The sequence below is a fragment of the Sinorhizobium sp. RAC02 genome (genome assembly GCF_001713395.1).
Classification (GTDB): domain Bacteria; phylum Pseudomonadota; class Alphaproteobacteria; order Rhizobiales; family Rhizobiaceae; genus Shinella.
Genome location: NZ_CP016452.1, coordinates 731,119 through 756,219 on the forward strand (window position 1 = coordinate 731,119; position 25,101 = coordinate 756,219).

Below are 25,101 nucleotides of genomic sequence, written 5' to 3' on the forward strand. Positions count from 1 at the left end.
CCATGCTCCGCGCCGCACTGATTACTGTTTCCCTCGCCGTGGCCGGCGGGGGAGGATACTTCGTGGGATCGGGCAAATCGCCGGTCGATCCCGCCACGGTCGCTGCATGGCTGCCGCCAGAATGGTCGGAGGCCGCCGAGAAGCCGAAAGGCTCTGGGCTGGTCATCTATTACCGGCATCCGGATGGAAGTCCCGACTATTCGGCCACGCCCAGGAAAACGGCGGACGGGCGTGACTTTGTGCCCGTTCGCGCGAGCGAGGACGTGAAATTCGACGACCCCGCAAACCCCGGCGACAAGGTCGCGGACGCAGCCGCGCCTGAGAGCCGCAAGATCTTGTATTATCGCAACCCGATGGGCCTGCCGGACACTTCTAAAGTGCCCAAGAAGGATTCCATGGGCATGGACTACATCCCGGTATTCGAGGGTGAGGCCGATGACGGGGCAACCGTCAAGGTCTCGCCGGGCAAGCTCCAGCGGACTGGCGTCAGGTCGGTGGAGGCGAAGCTCGGGCCGATCTCGCGCACGATCCGGGTGCCGGGTACGGTCCTGCTCGACGAGCGCCGTGTCAGCATGGTGACCATGCGAACCGACGCGTTCATCGAGGCGGTGTCCGACGTCACCACAGGTGACAAGGTGCAAATGGGCGAACCGCTGTTTCAGTTCTATTCGAAGGATATCGCCGCCGCCGGCGCCGAGCTTGTGATCGGCCAGGATGCGGCAAACAAAGGCGGTGCTCTGAAGCTTAGAAACTACGGCCTCTCCGCCAACGTCATTGACACTATGCGCCAGAGCCGAAAAGTGCCCGACAGGATCGCATTCGAGACGCCAGTATCGGGCGTGATCCTCGAACGGCTGGCCACGCCGGGTATGATGGCAAGCGCCGGGCTGCCGTTGTTCCGCATCGCCGATACGTCCGAACTCTGGGTCGTCGCCGACGTGCCCGAAAGCCTGCTTGACGCCGTTCGCGAGGGAGCGAAAGCGACCGTCTCGGTTCGTAGCCTGCCCGGCAAACGGTTCGTCGGCAAGGTCTCGCTCGTCTATCCCGAACTCCGTACCGAAACCCGCACAGCCAAGGTCCGCGTTGAAATCGCCAACCCCGACGGCATGCTGCTGGCCAATATGCTGGCGGAAGTCGAAATCGAAAGCGGCTCGCCGACGCCGGTTGTGAGCGTGCCGGAAACCGCCGTTGTCGATACCGGCGACAGGCAGGTCGTATTCATCGATCTCGGTGACGGTCGTTTCGAGCCGCGCGACGTCAAGCAAGGTCTGCGCGGGAACACAGAAATCGCGATCACGGACGGGATCAAGGCCGGCGAGCGTGTCGTCGTTGCGGCCAACTTTCTGCTCGATGCCGAAAGCAATCTGACCTCCGCGCTCAACGCGATGACGGCAACGGAGGCCACGCCATGATCGCCAACCTTATCGCGTGGTCGGCGCGCAACCTGCTGCTTGTCATCGTCGGCGCGATGCTTGCCGTCGCTGGCGGCCTCTATTCGCTGCGCTCCCTGCCGCTCGACGCAATCCCCGATCTCTCGGATGTCCAGGTGATCGTCTTCACGGACTATCCGGGCCAGGCGCCGCAGGTGGTCGAGGACCAGGTCACCTATCCCTTGACGACTTCGATGCTGACGGTCCCGAAATCCAAGGTCGTGCGTGGCTTCTCGTTCTTTGGTGTTTCGTTCGTCTATGTAATCTTCGAAGACGGCACCGATCCCTACTGGGCGCGCAGCCGGGTGCTCGAATATCTGAACGCTGCGGCGAGCCGGCTGCCGCAGGGCGTGGCGCCCACCCTCGGACCGGACGCGACGGGCGTCGGCTGGGTTTACCAGTATGCGGTCGTCGCCAAGGAACTGTCGCTTGCGGAACTCCGATCGCTTCAGGATTGGGTGGTGCGCTTCGCCGTCTCGAAGACGGAGGGCGTCGCCGAAGTGGCGAGTGTCGGCGGCTTCGTGAAGCAGTATTCCATCGTGGTCGATCCCATCAGGCTCAAGGCGCAGGGCGTATCGCTCGAAGACATCGCCAATGCCGTGCGTTCGAGCAACCGCGACGTCGGTGGGCGAACCGTCGAGCTGTCGGAGTTCGAGTTCATGGTCCGCGGCCGGGGCTATCTCAAAGGCGTCGAGGACATCGAGAGAATCGGTCTCAGGAGCCAGGACGGGGTTCCGCTCCGCCTGTCTGATGTCGCCAGGGTCGAAGTCGTCGGCGACGAACGCCGCGGCATTGCCGAGCTGAATGGCGAGGGAGAGGTGGCAAGCGGCATCGTGCTCCAGCGTTTTGGCGAAAACGCCCTGACCGTCATCGACAATGCCAAGAAGAATCTGGAGATCGCCGAGAAGAGCCTGCCCGGCGGCGCGGAGATCGTGCCGGTCTACGATCGCTCGCGGCTGATCGAGGCGGCGATTGAGACCCTGAAGTCGACGCTGGTCGAGGAATCGATCGTCGTTGCGCTGGTGACCGTCTTCTTCCTGCTGCATGTCCGCAGCGCGCTGGTGGCGATCATCATGCTGCCCGTCGGCATCCTGATGGCGTTCATAGCCATGCGGCTGCTCGGTCTCGGCTCCAACATCATGAGCCTCGGCGGAATCGCGATCGCCATCGGCGCGATGATCGACGCTGCCATCGTCATGATCGAGAACGCCCACAAGCATCTGGAACGCGCGCCGCCCGACAAGCCACGAACCGAGGTGCTGGTCGAAGCGGCCTCCGAGGTCGGCCCGCCGTTGTTCTTCAGCCTGCTGATCATCACGGTGTCGTTCCTGCCGATCTTTACTCTGGAATCGCAGGAGGGACGGCTGTTCGGACCGCTCGCCTTCACCAAGACCTTTGCGATGGCCGCGGCGGCGCTTCTCTCGGTGACCTTGGTGCCGGCGCTGATGGTGATCTTCGTGCGCGGCCGCATCGTGCCGGAACACCGCAATCCGGTGAACCGCTTCTTGATCTGGTCTTACCGTCCGATCATCTCTGGCGTGCTCAAGGCCAAGACACTGACGATCCTGCTGGCTTTGGGTATCCTCGCCGCCACGGCCTGGCCCGCCCGGCAGATCGGCAGCGAGTTCATGCCGTCGCTGAACGAAGGAACGCTGATGTACATGCCGACGACCCTGCCGGGTCTCTCCGTCACCAAGGCGGCCGAGCTTCTGCAGATACAGGACCGCATCATCAAGTCGTTCCCGGAGGTCGAGACCGTGTTCGGCAAGGCCGGGCGTGCTCTGACCGCGACCGATCCCGCGCCGACCGAGATGTTCGAGACCATCATTACCCTCAAGCCCAAGGTACAGTGGCGGCCTGGCGTGACCGTCGATAGCCTCAAGCAGGAGATGGACGCGGCACTCCAGTTCCCCGGCGTCTCCAATGCCTGGACGATGCCGATCCGGGCGCGCATCGACATGCTCTCGACGGGCATCCGCACGCCTGTCGGGGTAAAAGTGTTCGGGACCGATCTCAAGGAAATGGAGCGCATCGCCCGCGACATCGAGACCACCCTCAAGGCCGTACCGGGCACGTCGTCGGCCTATGCCGAGCGTGTCATCGGTGGCTACTACCTCGACATCGTTCCAGACCGTGACGCGCTGGCGCGCTACGGCATAAGTGTCGGCTCCGTGCAGGACGTCATCGCCATGGCGCTCGGCTCGGAAAGCATCACCTCCACGGTCGAGGGTCGGGAGCGATACAGCGTGGCGGTGCGCTATCCTCGCGCCTATCGCAGCGATCCGAAATCGATCGCCGAGGAAGTGCAGGTCTCCCTGCCGAGCGGCGGCACGATCCCGCTCGGCGAGGTCGCCAAGGTTGAGCTTACTCGTGGTGCGACATCGATCCGCACCGAGAACGGGCAGCTTGCGGTCTATGTCTTCGTCGATATCGCTGGGCGCGATCTTGGCGGTTACGTTGCCGATGCGCAAAGGGCGGTTGCCGAGCGCGTGTCGATGCCGCCGGGTTATTCCGTCGCCTGGAGTGGCCAGTTCGAATATCTTGAGCGGGCAAAGGTGCGGCTTTCCATCGTGGTGCCGCTGACCCTCGCGCTGATCTTCCTGCTGCTCTACCTCAATTTTGGCCGGCTGACGGAGACAATGATCGTCATGCTGTCGCTACCTTTCGCACTGGTCGGCGGCATCTGGCTGATGTGGTGGCTCGGCTTCAACGCATCCGTCGCGGTCGCCGTCGGTTTCATCGCGCTCGCGGGCGTGGCGGCCGAAACGGGCGTGATCATGCTGATCTATCTCGACCAGGCGCTCCGGGAGCAGAAGGAGACCTGCGAACGCGAAGGCCGCCGTTTTGGCTCCGCCGACCTCAACCGGGCGATCATGGTCGGCGCGGTCGAGCGCGTGCGGCCGAAAATGATGACGGTCGTCGCCATCATGGCGGGCCTCGTCCCGATCCTCTGGAGCACGGGCACCGGATCGGAGATCATGCAGAGGATCGCCATGCCGATGATCGGCGGCATGGTCTCGTCGACCCTGCTCACCCTGATCGTCATTCCCGCCGTCTACGGCCTCGTAAAGGGGTTTGAGCTTGGGAAGACAGAAGAACATCAATCAGCCGCGTCGGGGACGGTTTCCACGCCGGCTTTGGAAGGAGCATGACCATGAAGAGAAGAGAGTTCATCACGGCCCTGGCCGCCACCGCCGCGTTTCCCGGCACCTCCGCATTCGCGGCGACGAATGCCGATATCTTGACGGTCCACAAAGATCCCAATTGCGGCTGCTGCTCTCTATGGGCGGACGGCTACGGGAAGGCGAGATATCGGGTGGAGATTGTCGAACAGCGTGACCTGGTTTCCCTTAAACAGAAGCTCGGTGTGCCGCTGGATATCCAGGGATGCCACACGGCGGTCTACCGCGGGCAGTTCCTCGAGGGTCATGTTCCTCTCGAAGCGACACGGATGCTTGAAAGCAGAGCGGACCTTGCCGGGCTGGTTGTGCCGGGCATGCCGGCCGGATCGCTCGGCATGGGCGACGATCCTTCTGCATCCTACGATGTGATCGGCGTCGGCAAGGACGGCAAGACTTCGGTCTTCCTGGAGGTTCGGCCCAAGATCTGAGGTTGCTCCAGCCCGGCGCCGTCGCTCCGCCCTATCTCGCACCGTACTTTAGTGGTATCTGTAATGACGGTCATCGGGACCAGTTTCAGGAGGCTGACATGACGCCTTGGGAAATCGACGCGATGGAGATCGCGAACTGCAATTGCAATTTTGGATGCCCGTGCCAGTTCAATTCGCTTCCGACCCACGGCAATTGCGAAGCCGCCGTGGGCTTCATCGTCAGGAAGGGGCATTTTGGCGGTGTCCGGCTGGACGGCGTGAAGTTTGCGCTGACAGCCAAATGGCCCGGGCCGATCCATCTTGGCAACGGAACGATACAGCTGGTCGTGGACACCACACTCACGTCGGAGCAGCGCGAGGCCGTGGAGAAGATCGTCACGGGTAGCGACACCGAGGACATGGCAACCATGTTCTGGGTGTTCAGCAAGATGTCGCCGAACAAGCTCGAAACGCTGACGAAGCGGATCGACGCGCAGGTCGATGCGGAAGCACGGACGGGATATGTGCGGGTGGCAGACGTATTCGATCTTGGGGTCGAGCCGATCCGCAATCCGGTGACGGGCGCCGAGCATCGGGCACGCATCAACCTGCCATACGGCTTCGAGTATCGCGTGGCGGAGATGGCCAGCGGCACGACGCAGACATCAGGGGCGATTTCGCTCGAAAAGAACAGGGGGACGCACGCTCACATCTGCCGGATCTACATGAACGGGCAAGGCGTTATCGATCACGCCGCATAAGGGGTCCGTCATGGGCCGGTCGACGCTTGAAGGTCTCCTTTCCCGCGATCGTTTGATCGTCCTCTTGTCGTTGTCGAGCGCCGTGGCGCTTTCCGCCGCCTACATCCTGGCGGGCGGGGGAACGGGAATGTCCTCACTCGGCATGTCGATGGATACAGGTCCGGCCGGCGCCCTTATCGCCGGCACGCCGGACATGGTCAGTTCGGTGATTTGGACACCCGGCTACCTGATCGTCATCTTCGTCATGTGGTGGCTGATGATGGTCGCCATGATGGTTCCCAGCGCCTCGCCGGTCGTTCTGCTCTACGGCGCGCTTCACCGAGATGAGGGTGCTGGGCCGGCACTTGAATTCTTCCTCGGTTACCTCGCGGTATGGGCAGGGTTCAGCGCGGCTGCGACCTTGATCCAGGGGGCCTTGTCGGCAGGCGGGCTTGTTTCCGCTATGTACATGAACCTTGCGTCGATCTATCTCGCGGCAGCAGTTTTGATCGGCGCCGGTCTTTATCAGCTGTCTCCTTTGAAGGCCGCTTGTCTGGATTTTTGCCGCAGTCCGGTCGAGGCACTCACCCGCCATCGGCGCACGGGGCACGCGGCGGCGTTCCGGATGGGGCTCGTCCATGGCGGCTATTGTCTCGGTTGCTGCTGGGCGTTGATGGCGCTGCTGTTTGTCGGCGGCGTCATGAATATCTGGTGGATCGTTGGCATCGCTCTCTATGTCGCCATTGAGAAACTTGCGCCCGGCGGAAGGCGTGTTGCACAGGTGATGGCGATCATTCTGATCTCTGGCGGCTTGGTCTTGCTTGTCGGATCGCTTAGCGCAGGTGCATAGACTGCGCTCCCGACGGCTCGATCAAGGCCATGAGCCTCGTGGTTGTTGCGACCGCGTTACCATTCCATTCGGCTTGATTGCCGATCATTGGCATATGGTCGTCAATCTGCTGGCCGGAAGCTTGGGTCGGTGCTTCCGGGGCAACGGCCTGCGTTCCGTAACCCTATTACGGTGATTGCAAGCGCCGCAGTTTTACGACTTCGTCACCGCCGCGGCTGATCAACCGCTACCACAAGGATGGGCGCAGGTGGTCGCTGGAATAGGCGCTGGGTTCCTGATCGGGGTCAGCCTCGCTGCCCGGTGTTGCAGGCGGCGAGCTGCTTATTCCAACGCGGACCTTGCTGTTTGACACGGCTGTCAAGCCTGCAGGTAGCCTCTCGCTGGAATGCAGGTTTTGGTCCTGCAGTGCTGGGGCCTACGCAGGTCCGACGGGGTCTATCCCTATGGCTTCAGCACTCTCCAGCGCGACACCAGCGTCACGATCGGCAAAGCGATCAGCGACAGCACCGCGCCGGTCGCGAATGTCACGAACGAGCCGTAGGAATCCCAGAGCAGGCCGGCGATGATGTTGCCGGTCATCAGGTTGAAGACACCGAACGCCGTGCCCTTGGGGCTGGCGGCGCCGTGTCGGCAATGAGCGTTGCCAGCAGCCTTTGGGAGAGGCCCATGTGAAGGCCCCAGAGGACAGCGCCAATAAGGAACATCGGGATCGAGCCGGCGAAGGTCAGGGCGACGTAGGCCAAGACCAGCAAGCCGACACTCGCGGCAAGAATGCCGGACTGCCCGATAGCGTCCGACAGCCGGCCTGCCGGATAGGCGGTCAGCCCGTAGACCGCATGCATGACGACCATCGTGATCGGGATCCATGCGGGGATAAAACCTGCCTCTTGCGACTTCAGGAGCAGGAAGGCCTCACTGAAACGAGCGAAGGTCAGCATCGAGGCGGCGATGATGACGACCCAGACAGAGCTGTTGAGACGGATGATATCGCTGATGCGAAGTCGCGGGGCCGCTGCCTTCGCCGCCGCCGGCTCCCTCGTTCCCGGATGCCGATCACCAGGATGAGGACGGACAGGAATGCGGGCACGACTGCGATTCAGTAGATCGTGAGCACGTTGCCGTCGAGCGCGAACATCAGTCCGATCGCTGCAAGCGGGCCTATGAAGCCCCCACCGTGTCGATGGACTTGCGAAGGCCGAAGGCCGCTCCCCGGATCTCCCGGGGCGAGACGTCGGCGATCAGCGCGTCGCGCGGGGTGCCACGAATGCCCTTGCCGATGCGGTCCACCGCCTTGGCAGCGACGATCCAGCTGACGGAGGTGGCGAAGGGAAAGGCGAGTTTCGACAGGGCGCCGAGGCCGTAGCTGAGGACGGCGAGCGCCTTTCGGCGTCGAGTCCAGTCCGCGATGATGCCGGAGAAAAGTTTCGTTGTGGTGGAGATCGCGACCGAAAGACCCTCGATGAAGCCGACGGCAAGCGCCGAGGCGCCGAGGCCGGAAACGAGATAGAACGGCAGGAGCGTCTGGATCATCTCCGAGGAGACGTCCATCAGCAGGCTGACGATCCCGAGGACCCAGACGGTGGCTGGAATCCGGCCGCGGGCCGCGGCGGTTGGCAGGGAGGCGGCGGTCATTTTGCTTTCGCTCATGCCGCGGCGGCGCTTGTAAGCAACGTCCAGGCGATGCCGCCCGACGCGTAGATCACGAGCGTTGCGACGACGGAAAGCTTCAGCCGGAACAGGGCGACGACAGCGAGCGCCGTCAGGGTCAGCGACGCGACCTGAGTTCCCCCGACGTAATGTAAAACAACGATTATCCACCTAAAGGCCTTGCCCAAGTTCACAGGCACGCTCCCCAATTCTGGCACGCATCTATTGCAAACCTTTGGTTGTGCCTATGGAAGGCGCCTTAGCTTAAAGATCTCTAAAGTTGGAAGGAAATATGCATTTTATAGTTGATGCGGCTATTCAAATATCAGCCTGTTTAGTCTACGGACCACAACGTCGATTCCGTTTCCAGTTGGGTTGTGCGAGACGTAAGATACACGCATAGATGAGAGCAGGAGAGTGGGGCAACAGCTTTCAAAATGGCGGCGCCGGAAAGAGGCGCGACAAATCCTTCATGGGATCGGCGAGAAGCGCGCCATACGCTGATGCTCATTATAGCTGCGCAATTAACTGTGAAGTCGGCAAGCTGTCAGGCGGCGGTGAACTACATCTGAAGCCAAATGAACAGGTCCTGAGCCTATTCGAACAGGTCCGGATTGCTGGCCTCGATCTGCGGCAGGTCGGCCAGGATGCCGTTCAGGTGGCTGCGCATGGCGGTTCCGGCGGCGTCGGCGTCGCGCGCGTCGATGGCGATGATGATCGCCTCGTGTTCGGTGATCAGCCGGGTCATGGAATCGGGGTGGCGGAGCTGGAGATTGCAGACGCGGTCCATATGGGCCTTGATGTCCGAAATGGCGTTCCAGGCGAGGCCGCAACCGGCACCTTCGGCAATCGCGATGTGGAACTGCTCGTCCTCGCGGCGAAAGGCGTTGTGGTCGTGTGCTTCCATCGCCGCTTTCTGGCGGGCGAGGATCGTGTCGATCTTGCGCCGCGTCCAGGCGTCGAAGGTCTCGCTGGCACGCCGCGCGACCGCGGTCTCGATCGCCTCGCGCACGAAGCGGGCTTCCATCATCTGCCGGGCGGAAATTCTGACGACGACGGTGCCCCGGTTCGGGCGGATATCGACCAGCTTCGACTTGCCGAGCGCGATCAGCGCCTCGCGGACGGGCTGGCGCGAGACGCCCATGCGGGTGGCGATATCCTGTTCGGAGAGCCGCGTGCCGGGGGCAAGTTCAAGCCGGATGATCGATTCGCGCAGATCACGCTCGACCTGCGCCGCCGCGGTTTCGCCAGTGTCGATCTTCAGGGATTCAAGGTTCATTTCTTTCGCCGCCGTCATGCGTTGACATCCAATTTAAACCACCATACAGTACCATACATCTTAAGTCCAACAGAAATCCGGTGGCCAAAAAGCCGGTCGAACAGGGAGGGGTCGACACCGCGTGTCCGGCCTTGGAAAGATATTGCTGTCCAATTTCATCGCACCCGATTCCAGTGATCCCCGCCTCGGCATTAAATCCCGCTACCAGATGCTTGTCGATGGCAAGTCCGTCGACGCGGCGTCCGGCCGGACGATCGATCGGGTCAGCCCCGGCCATGCCGGCGTCGTGGTCGGCACATGGCCCGAGGCTTCGGTCGATGATGTGCGGGCGGCTGTTGCCGCGGCGCGCCGCGCCTTCGATAGCAGCCCCTGGCCGCGCATGTCGGGCGCCGAGCGTTCGCGCCTGATGTTCAAGGTGGCGGACCTTATCCTTGTGCATCAGGAAGCACTGGCGCTTGCCGAGTGCCTGGAAGTCGGCAAGCCGATCAACCAAGCGCGCGGCGAGATCGGCTTCTGCGCCGACCTCTGGTCCTATGCGGCCGGCCAGGCTCGCGCGCTGGAGGGCCAGAGCCACAACAATATCGGTGACGATCGCCTCGGTCTCGTGCTGCGCGAAGCGGTCGGTGTCGTCGGCATCATCACGCCGTGGAACTTCCCTTTCATCATCGCCTCCGAGCGCGTGCCGTGGGCCATCGGCGCTGGCTGCACGGTGGTGTTGAAGCCCTCCGAATTCACCTCCGGCACCTCGATCCGCATGGCTGAATTGGCGCGCGAAGCCGGCATACCCGACGGCGTGTTCAACGTCGTCACCGGCTATGGCGATCCGGCCGGCCAGGTGTTGGCAGAGGATCCGGGTGTCGACATGGTCGCCTTCACCGGCTCGGTGCGCGTCGGCACCAAGCTTGGCGAGATCGCGGCCCGCAGCGTCAAGCGGGTCGGACTGGAGCTTGGCGGCAAGGGGCCGCAGATTGTCTTTGCCGATGCGGATCTCGATGCGGCCGCGGACGGTATTGCCTACGGCGTCTATCACAATGCCGGCCAATGCTGCATTTCCGGCAGCCGGCTTCTGGTGCAGGAAGGCATTCGCGATGCGCTGATGGAGCGCCTGCTCGACATTTCGCGCAAGGTGACCTTCGGTGATCCGTTGAACGAGTGCACCAAGATCGGTGCGATGATCTCGGAGACCCATGCAGAGAAGGTGCATTCCTATGTGGAGGCCGGTGTCGCCGCTGGCGCGGAACTACTGCTTGGCGGCGAAAGGGTCGGCAAGGGGGCCGGGCTCTACTACGCGCCGACGGTTTTTGGCGGCGTGACGCCCGATATGTCGATCGCCCGGGAGGAGATCTTCGGGCCGGTGCTCTCGACGCTGACCTTCAAGACGGCGGACGAGGCCGTGGCGATGGCGAATGCCAGCGAGTTCGGCCTGTCGGCCTCCGTCTGGTCCACCAATCTGGAGACCGCGCTGCAGAGCATTCGCCGCATCCGCGCCGGCCGCTGCTGGATCAACAGCGTCATTGACGGCACGCCGGAGCTGCCGATCGGCGGCTACAAGAAGAGCGGGCTTGGCCGCGAACTCGGCCGCTACGGCTTCGACGAATATTCCCAGTTCAAGGGTGTTCACGTCACGCTCGGGCGCCCGGCGCCCTGGTTCGGATAACAGGGCCGCATCTTGCGGTCATGAGGAGGAAAATCTCGGCTGGCGTGATCTTTGGTCGGAGCCCGCCAGCCGAGACTTGGGTCTTTTGGACCCGCATTGCACATCCAAAGGGAGGATACGCAAATGAAATTGACCAGGTTGAGAACCGCTGCATTGGCCGCGGGCCTGACCACCATGCTGGCATCGACGGCGCTTGCCGCGGATGTCAAGGCCACGATGATCATCTACCTCGATCCGAGTGTCCAGTTCTTTAACCCCGTGGTGAAGGGCGCGCAAGACGCGGCCGCGGCGTTTGGGGTCGATCTCGACGTGCAATATGCCAACAACGATCCGGTGCGCCAGAACGACCTGATCGAGAGCGCGACCGCGAGCGGCGTCGACGGCATCGCCGTAGCAATCTCTTCGTCGGATGCCTTCGACGAGAGCATCTGCGCGGCGGTCAAGGCCGGCATCGTCGTCATCGGCTTCAACAATGACGACCTTGACGGCGCCAAAGGCAATTGCCGCCAGGCCTATGTCGGCATGAATGAGTTTGCCTCCGGTTACGAGCTCGGCAACCGGATGATCAAGGAATTCGGCCTGAAATCCGGCGACGTGGTGTTCAATCCGCGCGAAATTCCCGAGGCAAGCTTTGCGGTCGCTCGCGGCGGCGGCATCGAGAAGGCGATGACGGAAGCCGGCATCAAGGTCGAGACGGTACGTGCCGGCCTCGACCCGGCGGAAGCCCAGAACATCATGGCGCAGTTTCTCATCGCCAATCCGACGGTGAAAGCACTGTTCGGCACGGGCTCGGTGACCTCGACTGTCGGTGCGGGCGCCATCAAGGATGCTGGTGTCGACATCCCGTTTGGCGGCTTCGACCTCGCGGTCGAGATCGTCAATGCGGTGGAATCCGGCGCGATGTTCGCGACCATGGACCAGCAGCCCTACCTGCAGGGCTATCACCCGATCGCCCAGATCGCGCTTGCCAAGAAGTACGGGCTGACGCCCACGGATATCGATACGGGGCAGGGCGCCTTCCTCGACAAGTCGCGCATCAGTTCGGTCAAGCCGCTGATCGGCAGCTACCGCTAGCGCTTTCCGACGCCATGAGCGGGAACCTGCCGGTTTGTCCGGCGGGTTCCCCGTTCCCAAAACGATCGAGTGCCAGACCGTGACCCCTATTCTCGCAGACAGTGCCGCGCCCCGGTCGCGGAGCCAGAGACAATCCATCCTCAAGCAGATCATGGGCATGCCCGCGGGCGCGATCTTCCTCGTCTTCATGACGTTGCAGATCGTCTGCATTGCCGGCGCATTGCTCTATCCCAACGAGTTCCGCTACCTTTCGCCTCAGAACCTGACGATCCTGATGAAGGCGATACCGGTACTTGGCTGCCTGGCGCTCGGTGCCGGCGTGCTGATGATCGCCGGCGAGTTCGACCTGTCCATCGGCTCGGTCTACACCTTCACCGCCATCCTGATGGCGACGCTCGTCGAGGCGGGACTGAGCGCCTTTCTGGCAGCACCGCTCGGCATTCTCGCCGGCGTGCTGATCGGGCTGCTCAACGGTCACATCACCCTGCGTTTCGGCCTGCCGTCGTTCATCGTCACGCTTGGCGGCTTGCTGTTCTGGCGCGGAGCCGTGCTGCTCTACAACGGTGCAGTTCAGGTGCGTTTCGATCCCGAGCCGATCTTCACCAGCCTCTTCTCCGGCACGTTCCTTGGCATCAATGCCGCCTTCATCTGGATCGTGCTCTTCGTCATCGGCTTCCACCTGCTCCTGCACCGCCACCGCTTCGGCAATCACGTCTTCGCGACGGGTGGCAATCCCGGTGCCGCGACCGCAATCGGCATCAACACCAATCGTGTCAAGCTCATCGCCTTCGCGATTGCCGGCGGCATGGCGGCGGTCGCGGGCATTCTCGCCACGGCCCGCGTCGGCAGCGTGCAGCCGGGACAGGGCGCAGGCCTCGAACTCCAGGCGATTGCCGCCTGCGTCATCGGCGGCCTGTCGCTGCGCGGCGGCCGCGGCTCGATCATCGGCGTCTTCCTCGGCGTGCTGCTCATCCACACCATGACGGACGTTCTGTTGCTGTTGCGCGCGCCGGGCTTCTATCTCGACATGTTCATCGCGACGCTGATCGTTCTGGCCGCCATCTTCAACCATCTCATCGAGCGGCGAGGTCTAGCGTGATGTCGAACCTTCTCGAACTGCACAATATCTCCAAAAGTTTTGGTGCGCTGACGGCGCTCCGAAACCTCAGCTTCCACATCGGCGAAGGCGAAGTGGTGGGCCTGCTCGGCGACAACGGCGCCGGCAAGTCGACGACCGTCAACCTGATCTCCGGCATCCACAAGCCAACCGAGGGTTACCTCAGCGTCGACGGCAAGAAGACCGCCTTCACCTGCCGCTCGGATTCGGCCGATGCCGGTATCGAGACGATCTACCAGCATACCGCGCTGGTGGATTCCCTCTCGATCACCCGCAACATCTTCATGGGCCGCGAACTGACGGACCGCTTCGGCTTCCTTCGGCAGGCCGAGATGCGTGAGATCGCCATGGACGTGCTGCAGAACGCCGTGCACATTTCGGGCATCGATTCCCCGGATACGCTGGTCGGCAATCTTTCGGGCGGCCAGAAGCAGGCTGTGGCGATTGCCCGCGCCGTCTATTTCAAGAAACGCGTGCTGTTGCTCGACGAGCCGACCTCGGCACTCTCGGTGCGCGAGACGGAAGCGCTCCTCAATCAAGTGCTGAAGCTCAAGGCGGAGAACGTCTCCAGCGTGCTGGTGACGCACAATATCTATCACGCCTACCAGGTCTGCGACCGCTTCGTGATCATGAGCCACGGCACCAAGGTGTTCGACGTCGACAAGGCCGACACCACGATCAACCAGTTGACCGAATATGTCGTGCTCACCTGACCCCAGAAAACCTGAAAGCAAGAGGCATATGCCGTGACAATTTCCGTATCAGTACGACAGGTCGTCGGGCCGCAGGACGCCGCAAGGCGCGACACACAGGGCCTGCGCGACGGTTTCGTCATCGAGGCGCTGTTCCGTCCAGGCGAGATCAACCTCACTTATAGCCACCTTGACCGCATGATCGTCGGCGGCATCGCGCCGCTTTCCGAAGCGCTGGTGATTGACCGTGTTGCCGAGACGGGCACGGAGCAGTTCCTTGAACGCCGAGAAGTGGCTGTCGTCAACATCGGTGGGGCGGGCACTGTCGGCGTCGGTGGAAAAGACTACGCACTCGGCTTTCAGGAGGCCGTCTATATCGGGATGGGCGAGGGGCCATTGGCCTTCTCAAGTCACAACTCGGATGAGCCGGCCCTGTTCTATTTCCTGAGTGCGCCAGCCCATCGGGTTTGCCCGACCGTGCATATAACGCGCGAGATGGCGAAGAAGGTCGTGCTCGGCTCTGCCGAAGAATCCAACGCCCGCACCATCAACCAATATGTGCATCCGGATGTGTGCGAGAGCTGCCAGTTGCTCGTTGGCCTGACGATGTTCGAGCCGGGCTCCGTCTGGAACACCATGCCGGCGCATGTGCATGACCGGCGTATGGAGGTCTATCTCTATTTCGGTATGCAGGAGGCGACGCGCATCTTCCACTTCCTGGGAGAGCCCGGCGAGACGCGGCATGTCGTGCTTAAGAACCATGAGGCGGTGTTGTCGCCGGGCTGGTCGATCCATTCCGGCGCGGGCACCGGGCGTTATGCCTTCATCTGGGCGATGGCCGGTGACAATATGAGCTTCACCGACATGGACAAGGTGCCGATGGAAGCGCTTCGATGAACCCGTTCGATCTTTCCGGCCGCTGGGCCATCGTCACCGGCGCCAATACCGGCATCGGCCAGGCCATCGCCGTGGGGCTCGCGAGGGCCGGCGCCGATATCGTCGGCGTCGGGCGCTCTGCGATGACGGAGACTGCGGCGGAGGTCAGGGCTTCAGGCCGAAGGTTCGTCGCCCTCACAGCTGATCTTGCGAAGCCAGGCATCGCCGGAAAGGTCCTCGCCGAGGCTTTGGAAGCGGGCGCTATGCCTGATATCCTCGTCAACAATGCCGGCATCATCCGCCGCGCCGATGCGCTGGAGTTCACCGAAGAGGACTGGGATGCGGTGCTCGACACCAATCTGAAATCCGTCTTCTTCCTCTGTCAGGCTTTTGCAAAGGCGGCGATCGCGGCGGAGCGAAAGGCCAAGATCATCAACATCGCCTCGCTACTCTCCTTCCAGGGCGGCATCCGCGTGCCGTCCTATACCGCAGCGAAGAGCGGCCTTGCCGGCCTCACCAAGCTGATGGCGAACGAATGGGCGGCCAAGGGCATCAACGTCAATGCCATTGCGCCCGGCTACGTCGAGACCAACAACACGGTTGCTCTGCGGGCCGATGCCGAGCGCGACGCCGATATCCTAAAGCGCATTCCTGCCGGGCGCTGGGCGCGGGCGGACGACATGGCCGGCGCCGCCGTCTTCCTTGCGGCCCCGGCATCCGATTATGTGCATGGCACCATCCTGCCGGTCGACGGCGGATGGCTTGCCCGATGAGAGGTCATATGCAGCCCTATACCCTGCCCGAAAACACCGTCTGGACCGAGGTCGCCCCCGGCAACCGCCGTGCCGTGCTGAGCCATCGCCCGGAACTGATGCTCGTTGCCTTCCGCTTTGAAGAAGGCGCTATCGGTGCCTTGCATTCGCACCCCCATACGCAGGTGAGCTACGTTGCCGAAGGCAGCTTTGACGTCACGGTGGATGGTGAGACCACCCGGCTTGGCCCCGGAAGCAGTTTCATCGTCGCCCCGAACCTCGTTCATGGGGTAGTCGCGCTGGCCCCGGGTCTGCTGATTGACACGTTTACGCCACGCCGCGACGATTTTTTATAGGTTTTTGACGATTGGTACTCTGAATGCCATTGCCGAGAAGCTGAAGTGGCGATCGAAGGTGATTTTTATTGCCTGCATGCCGTCGAAGCCAAACGGCTCGGAACACTCGCAAACAATCACAAGGTTTGATCGCGTTGGTTTCGTCCCACGCCGGTGCGCACAGCTTGTCGTCCAAGCAGGATCGCGACAGCCAACAGAGCACCCTGGGCTGCGAGGAACGGTGGCTCGCTGCCGTTCGGTGCCAGATCGTTCAGCACCGGAACCTTCAGGAAAGCCTGCACGATCAGCACGAAGAGGTTGAGGTAGAGCCCGATCGACGCGGTGATCGCATAGAGAGGGCGTGCCCGGCCCTTGAGGCCGTAGCCGTACAGCGCTGCTAAGGCGACGGCCAGGATGGCAGTCGAGATGATGCCGACGCCAAGCGCCGGGGTGAAGGTGCTGATCGGGAAGAGGAAGCTGGTCAGCGTGGTCGCGGTGGTCGTGGCGAGGAACAGCGCCGTCATGCGCGGCATCCACCGCCCCGCGGCAAAAGCGGGCAGGGCGATGAGGCCGGCGGCGATGCCGATGAAGCTCAGCACGACATGCAAAGTGGTGAATTGGGAAATGGTAAGACCGAGGATCATGATCGGCTCCCGTCAATTCTTGTTGTGCAGGCCGTAGCGAACGGCAGCGTGGGCGAGCGACAGATTGGGCCGGAGGGCGTCGCGGGTGGCAAGGAAGGCGTCAAGATCAGCCGATTCCGGCAGTGCGGGAACAGTCAGCACCTCACCCAGATCGAGACCTGCCAGCGCAGCATCGACCATCTCCTCGACATCCATCACCATGGCGGCGGGTATGGTTTCGAGCTTTTCCTCCTCCCAGATCGCGGTACGGGTAATGCCCGGCAGCACGCCCTGCACCCGGACGCCGGCGGGCGAAAGCTGCGCCTGCAAGGCTTCGGTGAAGGCCAGCACGAAGGCTTTCGTGGCGGGATAGACGGCGGTGAAGGCGGCCGGCATCAGCGCGGTGACGGAGGTGATGTTGATGATCGTGCCCTGGCCTGCGGCCGCAAGGCGCGGGGCGACGGCGGCGGCGAGCCTTGTGACGGCGAGGATGTTGAGGTTGATCATGCCGGTCACATAGGCCGGGTCGAGTTCGGTGATCATGCCTTCCCCGGCAATGCCGGCATTGTTGACGAGGCCGGTGATGGCGGCGTCTTCCCGGAGGCGCGCTTCGACCTTCGCCAGTCCCTCGGCGGCGCCGAGATCGGCGGGCAGGATTTCGACGGTGACGCCATGATCCTTCTGCAAGCGTTCGGCCAGGGCCGCCAGTTTTTCGGCACGGCGGGCGACGAGCACCAGGTTGTTGCCGCGGCGGGCGAGGCGGTCTGCATAAACGGCGCCGATGCCGTCGGATGCGCCGGTGACGAGAAATGTGGTCTTGCTCATGTCTGTCTCCTTAGGGATGGGTTTCAGGCGTTGATGAAGTCGAGAAGGTCGGCATTGAACCGGTCCTGATGGGTCTGCGTCAGGCCGTGGTCGGCGCCTTCGTAAACCTTCAGCACGGCATGCTTGACGATCTGGACGGTGGAAAGCGCGGCAGCGCCAATCGGCACGATCTGGTCGTCATCGCCGTGCAGAACCAGCGTCGGCTTGTCGAAGGCTTTCAGGTCCTGATGGAAGTCGCTCTCGGAAAAGGCACGGATGCTATCGAGCTGACCCTTGAGGCCGCCCATCATGCCCTGCCGCCAAAACTCTTCGCGAATGCCCTCGGAGATCGCCGCACCCGCCCGATTGTAACCGTAGAAGGGTGTGGTCAGGTCCCTGAAGAACTGGCTGCGGTTGTCATAGGTGCCCTTGCGAATACCGTCGAAGGCGTCGATGGGCAGGCCGCCCGGATTAGCCTCGGTCTTCAGCATCAACGGCGGTACGGCGCCAATCAGCGCGATCTTGGCGACTCGGCTCGTGCCGTGGCGGCCGACATAGCGGGTGACTTCGCCGCCGCCGGTGGAGTGGCCGATGAGGATGATATCGTGAAGGTCAAGCTGCTCGATCAGTTCGGCAAGGTCATCGCCATACTGGTCCATCGTGTTGTTGTACCAGACCTGGTCGGAACGGCCGTGACTGCGGCGGTCGTGGGCAATGGTGCGAAAGCCCTGGTTGGCGAAAAACACCATCTGCGCATCCCAGGCGTCGGCGCTGAGCGGCCAGCCATGCGAAAAGATGATCGGCTGGCCGTCCTTCGAGCCCCAGTCCTTGTAGAAGATGTTCGTGCCGTCCTTGGTGGTGATCGTCGCCATTGTTCTGTCTCCTCTGGTCGGGGGCTTGATTGCCTCCCGTGTGAATAGAGATACTCTGGCAGACATCGCGGCTGAATTGGCGCTTCTGACAGAAGCCGAGCCGAAACTGACAAAGAGCGGAGAGCGTGGACATGGCGACAAAGACACTGGAAGTCGGGCTGGTGCTCTATCGCGATTGCCAGATTGCCATGGTGCACGGCATCACCGATCTCTTCGCCATCGCCTCGATCTTTTCACAGGAGCGCGGCGGGCCGGCCTTGCGCGTCAGCCACTGGCGAGCGGAGGAGGACGGCCGCTTTTCCCGCTGTTACGACACCGATGCGGGCGCGACCGGCCAGCCGGATATTCTTATCGTGCCCGGCCGGCTGACGGGACCGGCCGAGGCTGAGGAAGCAAAACCCTATGCCCGCTGGCTGCTCGACCGCCACGCGCAGGGCGCGACGCTAGCGGCCACCTGCGGCGGCACCTTTATTCTCGCCGCGACGGGCCTGCTTTCCGGTCGCTCCGCCACCACGCACTGGTTGTTCGCCGAGCGGTTTCGCGAGCGCTTTCCCGAAGTGCGCATGGAGCCAGACAAGATCGTCATCGAGGATGGCGACATCATCACCGCCGGCGGGCTGATGGCCTGGACCGACCTTGGCCTTCGCATCGTTGACCGCCTGCTCGGCCCCTCGGTGACGATCGAGACGGGAAAATTCCTGCTGATCGACCCGGCCGGCCGCGAGCAGCGGCACTACAGCAATTTCTCCCCGCGACTGATGCATGGCGACGAGGCGATCCTGAAGGTGCAGCACTGGCTGCAGGAACGCGCCGGAAGGCCGACCAGCATCGCCGACATGGCCGGCCAGGCGCGGCTGGAAGAGCGCACGTTCTTGCGCCGCTTCAAGACCGCGACCGGCATGAAGCCGATCGAATATGTCCAGCATCTCAGGATCGGGAAGGCGCGGGAGCTCTTGGAATTCACCCGGCGCACCGTCGACCAGATCGCCTGGGCGGTGGGCTATGAGGACGCCGCCGCCTTCCGCCGGGTGTTCCACCGCATTCTCGGCCTGTCGCCGGGCGAATACCGCAGCCGCTTCTCTGTCGCCGCGGTGGCGTGAAAAAAAACGCGCTGAGATACAATCAAGATCTACGACGACACGGCCTTCGGTATGTAACTGCTTTTCAAAACGGCCGCTTTTCAGGGCTCAGCGCAGTTCTTGTCGCTGGTTGTCGATGAGTTCATCTCAGCCGAATTACCCCCTAACCATTAAGTTGCTTACGACGTGACATCGCCGTCCCGTCGCCTTCGTCCATTTTGGCGCCATAACGGCCCTGATCGTTGCTCGCATAGGCACGCGTTCCAACCACTCCATGCAACAAGTCTGCACGACATCCAGTTCGCGACGCTGGAACCACTCGCGGCGAACTAAGATGCCAACCCCTTCGATATCGGCAAGCCGCCGGGCGCTCGTCGATCAAATCATAAACTTGCCCAGCGCTCGGTGAACGGGGCGACTATTCGATTTCGCTCAAGAGCCTGCCGCGCGTTTACGAGATCGCCGTTGGACTTCTTCAGCCCTGCGTGAAGCGGGAGATGAATTGGTCGAAGCGCTGGCTGGCGCCACCGCCGAATAGTTGCTGCGGCGGACCTTCGGCATGGATGCGGCCCTGTTCCAGGAAGACGATCCGGCTGGAGACGTCCCGGGCAAACGCCTCTCTCGGGCTCGTTGCTTGTCCGTTTGTTCCGAAAACACCGGGTCCTGGAAACTACTATTTCGAACAATCCCGAGATCGGCCGCAGCGGACTTCGGTTGGCCGGTTGGTGCAAGCCCTTAAAGAGGCGGCACATTCATCGATGCGGACGATTTAGCGTGGGTAGCCAGTTCGGATCCGTTCAAGACAACATCTACTTAGCCCCGTAGTCAGGCTAGGCCGCCCGGAATTAGGAGAAAAAACTACGGACCGGCGCAAGGTTGGAATGGGTGCTCTAGAGTCGTGGTAAAATCTATAGATTATATATTCTAATCTGAGAATGTGCCGCAGGGGAGCGCCATGAAGATTTCTCGACGCCTGTTTTCCATGACCCTGGCCGCCTCTGTCGCGCTGCCTTTCCTCAAGCTCGGTCCGGCCGCGGCCGCCGATAAGGTGGTGCGCATCGGCTACCAGAAGTACGGCACGCTGGTGCTGCTTAAGGGCAAGGGTCTCCTGGAGCCCAAGCTTGAGAAGATCGGCTACACCGTCACCTGGGCGGAGTTCCCCGGTGGCCCGCAGCTGCTGGAAGCGCTGAACATCGGCGCGGTCGATTTCGGCGCGACCGGCGAGACGCCGCCGATCTTCGCGCAGGCCGCAGGCGCTCCGCTCGTCTACATCGCACACGAACCGCCGGCGCCGCGCGGCGAGGCGATCCTCGTTCCGAAGGACAGCCCCATCAAGACCGTCGCCGAGCTCAAGGGCAAGACGGTCGCGCTGAACAAGGGCTCGAACGTTCACTTCCTACTGGTCAAGGCGCTGGAAGAGGCGGGCCTCCAATACAGCGACGTCAAGACCTCCTTCCTGCCGCCGGCCGACGCGCGCGCCGCCTTCGAGCAGGGTGCGGTCGATGCCTGGGTGATCTGGGATCCCTTCCAGGCCGCCGCGGAAGTGGCGATCGAGGCCCGTGAACTGCGCAACGGCGAAGGCATCGTTCCGAACCACCAGTTCTACCTTGGTGCAAAGCCCTTCGTGGACGCAAATCCGGACGTCATCAGCGTCCTGATCGAAGCCATCGCAGAGGTGGACACATGGGCTAAGTCGAACACCGCCGCCGCTGCCGCGGAGCTCGCCCCGTCCGTCGGCATTCCGGAGGACGTGCTTGCCGTTGCGCTGGAGCGCCAATCCTACGGCATCAAGCCGCTCGATGAGAGCGTGGTCCAGCAGCAGCAGGTGATCGCGGATACGTTCTTCGATCTTGGCCTCATCCCCAACAAGATCTCGATTGCGGATGTCGTGCACAAGGGCGGTGCCTGATGGCTGACACGTCGGTGGCCGGTTTTGCTACCGGCGAAACTCGTAAACCGAATCTGAAGGGCCTGGGGAGCGCGCTTGCGCCCTGGGCTCTTCCCATCATCCTCCTGATCGTCTGGGAAATAGCGGCCCGCACCGGTCTTGTCACGGCCCGCCTGATGCCGGCGCCGACGACGATCGCCGCCGCCTTCTGGCGGTCGCTGCTGGATGGATCGCTGATCTTTCACACGCTCTCGTCCACGCGGCGCGCCTTCATCGGCCTCGCCATCGGCGGCGGGCTCGGCTTTGTCGCGGGCGTCGTGAACGGCCTCTGGAAACCGGCCGAGACGCTGCTCGACAGCACGATCCAGATGGTGCGCAACATCCCGCATCTGGCGCTGATCCCGCTCGTCATCCTCTGGTTCGGCATCGACGAGACGGCCAAGATGTTCTTGGTCTCGATCGGCGTCTTCTTCCCGATTTACATCAACACCTTCTACGGCGTGCGCACGATCGACCCCCAGCTCGTCGAGATGGCCTCGGTCTACGGCCTCGACCGTCGGGCCCTGATCCAGCGCATCATCCTGCCGGGCGCGCTTCCGTCCATTCTCATCGGCCTGCGCTATGCGCTCGGTTTCATGTGGCTGACGCTCATCGTCGCGGAGACGATCTCGGCCACTGACGGCATCGGCTACATGACGATGAACGCCCGCGAGTTCCTGCAGACCGACATCGTGCTGCTCGGCATCATCGTCTATGCGCTCCTCGGCAAGCTTGCCGACGTGGCGACCCGCGCGATCGAGAAGCGCGTCCTCGTCTGGCACCCCGCTTATCAAGTGAAGGAAGGGGTCGGGCAATGAGCGTCGCCGAACTCCACACGCTGGAAGGCACGGGCGGCTTACCAATCTCGCTCTCGCGGGTCGAAAAGTCGTTCGGCAAGCTCAACGTGCTCGGCAATTTCAACATCGAGATTCCGGCCGGCCAGTTCCTCGCAGTGGTCGGGCGCTCGGGGGGCGGCAAGTCCACGTTGATGCGGCTGATCGCCGGTCTCGATACCGCCAGCAGCGGCCGCGTGGCGATCGAGGGACGCAAGGTCGAGCGGCTGCATCCGTCCGTGCGACTGCTTTTCCAGGAAGCACGGCTGGTGCCCTGGCAGCGGGTCATCGAGAATGTCGGCATCGCGCGCGGCCCGAACTGGCAGGAAACGGCCCGCCGGGCGCTGGCGGATGTCGGGCTCGAAGGCCGCGAGAACGATTGGCCGAGCGTGCTTTCCGGTGGCCAGCGGCAGCGCGTGGCGCTGGCCCGCGCGCTGGTCAGCGAGCCGCAGATCCTGCTGCTCGACGAGCCCTTTGGCGCGCTCGACGCGTTGACCCGCATCGAGATGCACCGCCTGCTGGAGCGGATCTGGATCGGCCGCAGATTCACCACGGTGCTGATCACCCATGACGTTGCCGAGGCCGTGGCGCTCGCCGACCGGGTGGTCGTGCTCCGGCAGGGCGCCATCGCGCTCGATATCGACATCGACCTCGACCGCCCCCGGCAGGAGCTTGCCGATCCGCGGGCCGTCGATCTCCAGCGGCGGATACTCGAAGCCGTTTAGCGTCGCTGACGCCTTGCACATTACAATGCTGAATGATCCGGCGCCGGTTTCGTTTCGCCCTGGCTTCGCGCCGATGCGATCGGCCCACAATGCGGAGCGTCTTGGCAATTTATTGCGTGTGCCGGTTTGCGTGATCCCTAGGATGGGGCGAACCATCAGGAAACGCCATGATAGCCCTCAGTCTCAAGGTCAACGCAGCCCGCAGCAGTCTCGCCGTCACCTGGGACGATGGCGTCGTGTCTCATTTGCCGGCGCCGGTGCTGCGGGCGCACAGCCGGGCCGCCATCCAGGTGCGCGCCGATCTTTACGGTCCCGCGGGCACGTTCGACGATGTTATGCTGACCGGCGCGGAGCCGATCGGCGCCTATGCAGTCCGGCTGGTTTTCTCCGATGGCCATGATCGTGGCATCTATCCCTGGAGCTATCTGCGCACCATCGCCGAAGCCCAACTTTGAGGTCAGAAATGGATACCTTTGTCGACGGGCTTTCCGAGGTCACCTGCGACGTGCTGGTGATCGGCGGCGGAACCGCCGGGCCGATGGCCGCACTCAAGGCGAAGCAGAAGAACCCCGCCCTGAATGTCGTGCTGCTGGAAAAGGCGAATGTGAAGCGGTCGGGCGCGATCTCGATGGGCATGGACGGCCTGAACAACGCCGTCGTGCCGGGCTATGCGACGCCGGAGCAATATACCAAGGAGATCACTATCGCCAACGACGGCATTGTCGACCAGGCGGCGGTCTTCAAATATGCCTCGCGCTGTTATGACGTCATCCAGGAACTGGATCGTTTCGGCATCCGCTTCCAGAAGAATGCCAATGGCGACTACGACCTCAAGAAGGTCCATCACCTCGGCACCTACGTGCTGCCGATGCCGAACGGCGATACCGTCAAGAAGGCGCTCTATCGCCAGCTGAAACGCGAACGCATCCTGATTTCGAACCGCTTCATGGCGACGCGCCTTCTCACCGCCGTGGACGGGCGCATCGCGGGTGCCGTCGCCGTCAACACGCGCACCGCCGAATTCCTCGTGCTGCGCGCCAAGACCGTAATCCTGTGCATGGGGGCGGCGGGCAGGCTGGGGCTGCCGCACTCCGGCTACCTGTTCGGCACCTATGAGAACCCCACCAATTCGGGCGACGGCTATGCGATGGCCTATCACGCGGGTGCGGCGCTCGCCAATCTGGAGTGCTACCAGATCAACCCGCTGATCAAGGACTATAACGGTCCGGCCTGCGCCTATGTCGCCGGCCCGTTCGGCGCCTACACCGCCAACAGCGAAGGCAAGCGCTTCATTGAAAGCGACTACTGGTCGGGCCAGATGATGCAGGAGTTCTACAACGAACTGCAATCGGGCAAGGGCCCGGTCTTCCTGAAGCTCAATCACCTGCATCCCGATACGGTCGGCGAGATCGAAGGCATTCTGCACAAGGTGGAGCGCCCGTCGCGCGGACGGTTCCATGAGGCGCGCGGTACCGATTACCGCCAGACGATGATCGAGATGCACATTTCCGAAATCGGCTTCTGCTCCGGCCACAGTGCCTCGGGCGTCTTTGTCGACGATTATGCGCGGACGACCGTGCCGGGCCTCTATGCTGCCGGCGACATGGCCAGCGTGCCGCACAACTACATGCTCGGCGCCTTCACCAACGGTGCCGTCGCTGGCGAGCACGCGGCCGAGGTGGCGCAGGAGGTGGACCTGCCGGCCTTCGACGCGGATTTCGTGCGGCTGGAGCGCGAGCGGGTTCTCGCCCCGACGCGGCGCGAGGACGGCATTCCGCCGAACCAGCTCGAATACAAGGCCCGCCGCCTCGTCAACGACTACCTCCAGCCGCCCAAGGTGACCGCGCGGATGCGGCTCGGCCAGGCGCGGCTTGCCGAGGTGAGGGACGATCTCGAAACGGCGATGGTCGCGCGCAATGCGCACGAACTGATGCGTGCGCTCGAAGTGTCGTCCATCATCGACTGTGCCGACATGGCGGCCCATGCCTCCCTCTACCGGACGGAAAGCCGCTGGGGTCTCTACCACAATCGCGTCGACCATCCCGAAAAGGACGACGAGAACTGGTTCTGTCACACGCTTCTGCGCAAGCGTGACGGCCGGATGACCTCCGAGAAGCGCGCCATCCAGCCCTACATCGTGCCGATCGAGACCGAAGAGCGCCATGCCTACGATCGCTTGCGCGTCTCCACTCAAGCCTGA

26 protein-coding genes and 1 pseudogene are annotated in these 25,101 nt (G+C 62.9%); 19 read left to right on the forward strand and 8 right to left on the reverse strand.

Annotated features, from left to right (window positions below):
- Positions 1 to 2: 2 nt before the first annotated feature.
- From BSY16_RS24555 to BSY16_RS33320, 6 genes and pseudogenes are all read left to right on the forward strand, one after another.
- Positions 3 to 1,412, forward strand: coding sequence for an efflux RND transporter periplasmic adaptor subunit (locus BSY16_RS24555; RefSeq protein WP_069062427.1), 1,410 nt, complete (start codon positions 3 to 5; stop codon positions 1,410 to 1,412).
- Positions 1,409 to 4,582 carry an efflux RND transporter permease subunit gene (locus BSY16_RS24560; RefSeq protein WP_069062428.1) on the forward strand — a complete coding sequence of 1,058 codons (3,174 nt, stop codon included), beginning with the start codon at positions 1,409 to 1,411 and terminating at the stop codon, positions 4,580 to 4,582. The genes BSY16_RS24555 and BSY16_RS24560 overlap by 4 nt, the downstream gene beginning before the upstream one ends.
- Before the next feature lie 2 nt (positions 4,583 to 4,584).
- On the forward strand, positions 4,585 to 5,040 hold the full coding sequence (locus tag BSY16_RS24565) for a DUF411 domain-containing protein (protein ID WP_069063686.1): 456 nt from the start codon (positions 4,585 to 4,587) through the stop codon (positions 5,038 to 5,040).
- A gap of 98 nt (positions 5,041 to 5,138) precedes the next feature.
- Positions 5,139 to 5,780, forward strand: coding sequence for a DUF1326 domain-containing protein (locus tag BSY16_RS24570; RefSeq protein ID WP_069062429.1), 642 nt, complete (start codon positions 5,139 to 5,141; stop codon positions 5,778 to 5,780).
- A 10-nt stretch (positions 5,781 to 5,790) separates the two neighbouring features.
- Positions 5,791 to 6,609: a DUF2182 domain-containing protein gene (locus tag BSY16_RS24575; protein ID WP_069062430.1), complete on the forward strand. Its 819-nt coding sequence runs from the start codon at positions 5,791 to 5,793 to the stop codon at positions 6,607 to 6,609.
- A 29-nt stretch (positions 6,610 to 6,638) separates the two neighbouring features.
- Positions 6,639 to 6,992 (forward strand): annotated as a pseudogene (locus tag BSY16_RS33320) (sulfite exporter TauE/SafE family protein); the annotation flags it as partial.
- Between the two features lie 58 nt (positions 6,993 to 7,050).
- Here the strand turns inward: BSY16_RS33320 and BSY16_RS33325 are convergent.
- The 5 genes from BSY16_RS33325 to BSY16_RS24590 all read right to left on the reverse strand — a co-directional run bounded on the left by BSY16_RS33325 (position 7,051) and on the right by BSY16_RS24590 (position 9,553).
- Entirely contained in the window at positions 7,051 to 7,188 is a 138-nt protein-coding gene (locus tag BSY16_RS33325) for a hypothetical protein (protein ID WP_502696041.1), read from the reverse strand.
- The gene (locus tag BSY16_RS33330) at positions 7,188 to 7,709 is read right to left on the reverse strand and encodes an MFS transporter (RefSeq protein ID WP_502696031.1); all 522 of its coding nucleotides are present in this window, start codon (positions 7,707 to 7,709) and stop codon (positions 7,188 to 7,190) included. Before BSY16_RS33330 ends, BSY16_RS33325 begins: the two co-directional genes overlap by 1 nt.
- Before the next feature lie 58 nt (positions 7,710 to 7,767).
- Positions 7,768 to 8,241, reverse strand: coding sequence for an MFS transporter (locus BSY16_RS33335; RefSeq protein WP_502696027.1), 474 nt, complete (start codon positions 8,239 to 8,241; stop codon positions 7,768 to 7,770).
- 11 nt (positions 8,242 to 8,252) lie between these two features.
- Positions 8,253 to 8,450: a hypothetical protein gene (locus tag BSY16_RS24585; protein ID WP_069062431.1), complete on the reverse strand. Its 198-nt coding sequence runs from the start codon at positions 8,448 to 8,450 to the stop codon at positions 8,253 to 8,255.
- 401 nt (positions 8,451 to 8,851) lie between these two features.
- The gene (locus BSY16_RS24590) at positions 8,852 to 9,553 is read right to left on the reverse strand and encodes a GntR family transcriptional regulator (RefSeq protein ID WP_069062432.1); all 702 of its coding nucleotides are present in this window, start codon (positions 9,551 to 9,553) and stop codon (positions 8,852 to 8,854) included.
- Between the two features lie 124 nt (positions 9,554 to 9,677).
- Here BSY16_RS24590 and BSY16_RS24595 point away from each other — a divergent pair, with 124 nt between their 5' ends.
- The 7 genes from BSY16_RS24595 (at position 9,678) to BSY16_RS24625 (ending at position 16,059) form a co-directional block, all read left to right on the forward strand.
- A complete protein-coding gene (locus BSY16_RS24595; protein WP_069062433.1) occupies positions 9,678 to 11,192 on the forward strand; it encodes an aldehyde dehydrogenase family protein in 1,515 nt (504 codons plus the stop codon).
- A 123-nt stretch (positions 11,193 to 11,315) separates the two neighbouring features.
- Complete coding sequence (locus BSY16_RS24600; protein WP_069062434.1) at positions 11,316 to 12,266, forward strand: sugar ABC transporter substrate-binding protein; 951 nt, start codon at positions 11,316 to 11,318, stop codon at positions 12,264 to 12,266.
- A gap of 79 nt (positions 12,267 to 12,345) precedes the next feature.
- Entirely contained in the window at positions 12,346 to 13,365 is a 1,020-nt protein-coding gene (locus BSY16_RS24605) for an ABC transporter permease (protein WP_171902482.1), read from the forward strand.
- The gene (locus BSY16_RS24610; protein ID WP_069062436.1) at positions 13,365 to 14,096 is read left to right on the forward strand and encodes an ATP-binding cassette domain-containing protein; all 732 of its coding nucleotides are present in this window, start codon (positions 13,365 to 13,367) and stop codon (positions 14,094 to 14,096) included. Before BSY16_RS24605 ends, BSY16_RS24610 begins: the two co-directional genes overlap by 1 nt.
- Positions 14,097 to 14,129: 33 nt before the next feature.
- Positions 14,130 to 14,972: a 5-dehydro-4-deoxy-D-glucuronate isomerase gene (gene kduI, locus BSY16_RS24615; protein WP_069062437.1), complete on the forward strand. Its 843-nt coding sequence runs from the start codon at positions 14,130 to 14,132 to the stop codon at positions 14,970 to 14,972.
- Entirely contained in the window at positions 14,969 to 15,724 is a 756-nt protein-coding gene (kduD, locus tag BSY16_RS24620; RefSeq protein ID WP_069062438.1) for a 2-dehydro-3-deoxy-D-gluconate 5-dehydrogenase KduD, read from the forward strand. Before kduI ends, kduD begins: the two co-directional genes overlap by 4 nt.
- An 8-nt stretch (positions 15,725 to 15,732) precedes the next feature.
- A complete protein-coding gene (locus BSY16_RS24625; protein ID WP_069062439.1) occupies positions 15,733 to 16,059 on the forward strand; it encodes a cupin domain-containing protein in 327 nt (108 codons plus the stop codon).
- Positions 16,060 to 16,175: 116 nt separating this feature from the next.
- Here BSY16_RS24625 and BSY16_RS24630 read toward each other — a convergent pair whose 3' ends face one another.
- From BSY16_RS24630 to BSY16_RS24640, 3 genes are read right to left on the reverse strand one after another with little or no spacing between them, the layout of a single operon-like run.
- Positions 16,176 to 16,682 (reverse strand): hypothetical protein, encoded by a 507-nt coding sequence (locus BSY16_RS24630; protein WP_069062440.1) that lies wholly within the window; start codon positions 16,680 to 16,682, stop codon positions 16,176 to 16,178.
- Between the two features lie 12 nt (positions 16,683 to 16,694).
- Entirely contained in the window at positions 16,695 to 17,486 is a 792-nt protein-coding gene (locus BSY16_RS24635) for an SDR family NAD(P)-dependent oxidoreductase (protein ID WP_069062441.1), read from the reverse strand.
- 23 nt (positions 17,487 to 17,509) lie between these two features.
- Positions 17,510 to 18,337, reverse strand: a complete 828-nt coding sequence (locus BSY16_RS24640) for an alpha/beta fold hydrolase (protein WP_069062442.1) — start codon at positions 18,335 to 18,337, stop codon at positions 17,510 to 17,512.
- Between the two features lie 131 nt (positions 18,338 to 18,468).
- On the opposite strand from BSY16_RS24640, the gene BSY16_RS24645 reads away from it, so the two are divergent.
- The 6 genes from BSY16_RS24645 (at position 18,469) to BSY16_RS24670 (ending at position 25,101) form a co-directional block, all read left to right on the forward strand.
- Positions 18,469 to 19,437: a GlxA family transcriptional regulator gene (locus BSY16_RS24645; protein ID WP_069062443.1), complete on the forward strand. Its 969-nt coding sequence runs from the start codon at positions 18,469 to 18,471 to the stop codon at positions 19,435 to 19,437.
- A gap of 934 nt (positions 19,438 to 20,371) precedes the next feature.
- A complete protein-coding gene (locus BSY16_RS24650; RefSeq protein ID WP_069062444.1) occupies positions 20,372 to 21,325 on the forward strand; it encodes a sulfonate ABC transporter substrate-binding protein in 954 nt (317 codons plus the stop codon).
- A complete protein-coding gene (locus BSY16_RS24655; RefSeq protein WP_069062445.1) occupies positions 21,325 to 22,161 on the forward strand; it encodes an ABC transporter permease subunit in 837 nt (278 codons plus the stop codon). The genes BSY16_RS24650 and BSY16_RS24655 overlap by 1 nt, the downstream gene beginning before the upstream one ends.
- Positions 22,158 to 22,901: an ABC transporter ATP-binding protein gene (locus tag BSY16_RS24660; protein ID WP_069062446.1), complete on the forward strand. Its 744-nt coding sequence runs from the start codon at positions 22,158 to 22,160 to the stop codon at positions 22,899 to 22,901. The genes BSY16_RS24655 and BSY16_RS24660 overlap by 4 nt, the downstream gene beginning before the upstream one ends.
- Before the next feature lie 167 nt (positions 22,902 to 23,068).
- The gene (locus BSY16_RS24665) at positions 23,069 to 23,356 is read left to right on the forward strand and encodes a gamma-butyrobetaine hydroxylase-like domain-containing protein (protein WP_069062447.1); all 288 of its coding nucleotides are present in this window, start codon (positions 23,069 to 23,071) and stop codon (positions 23,354 to 23,356) included.
- An 8-nt stretch (positions 23,357 to 23,364) separates the two neighbouring features.
- Positions 23,365 to 25,101, forward strand: a complete 1,737-nt coding sequence (locus BSY16_RS24670; RefSeq protein WP_069062448.1) for a fumarate reductase/succinate dehydrogenase flavoprotein subunit — start codon at positions 23,365 to 23,367, stop codon at positions 25,099 to 25,101.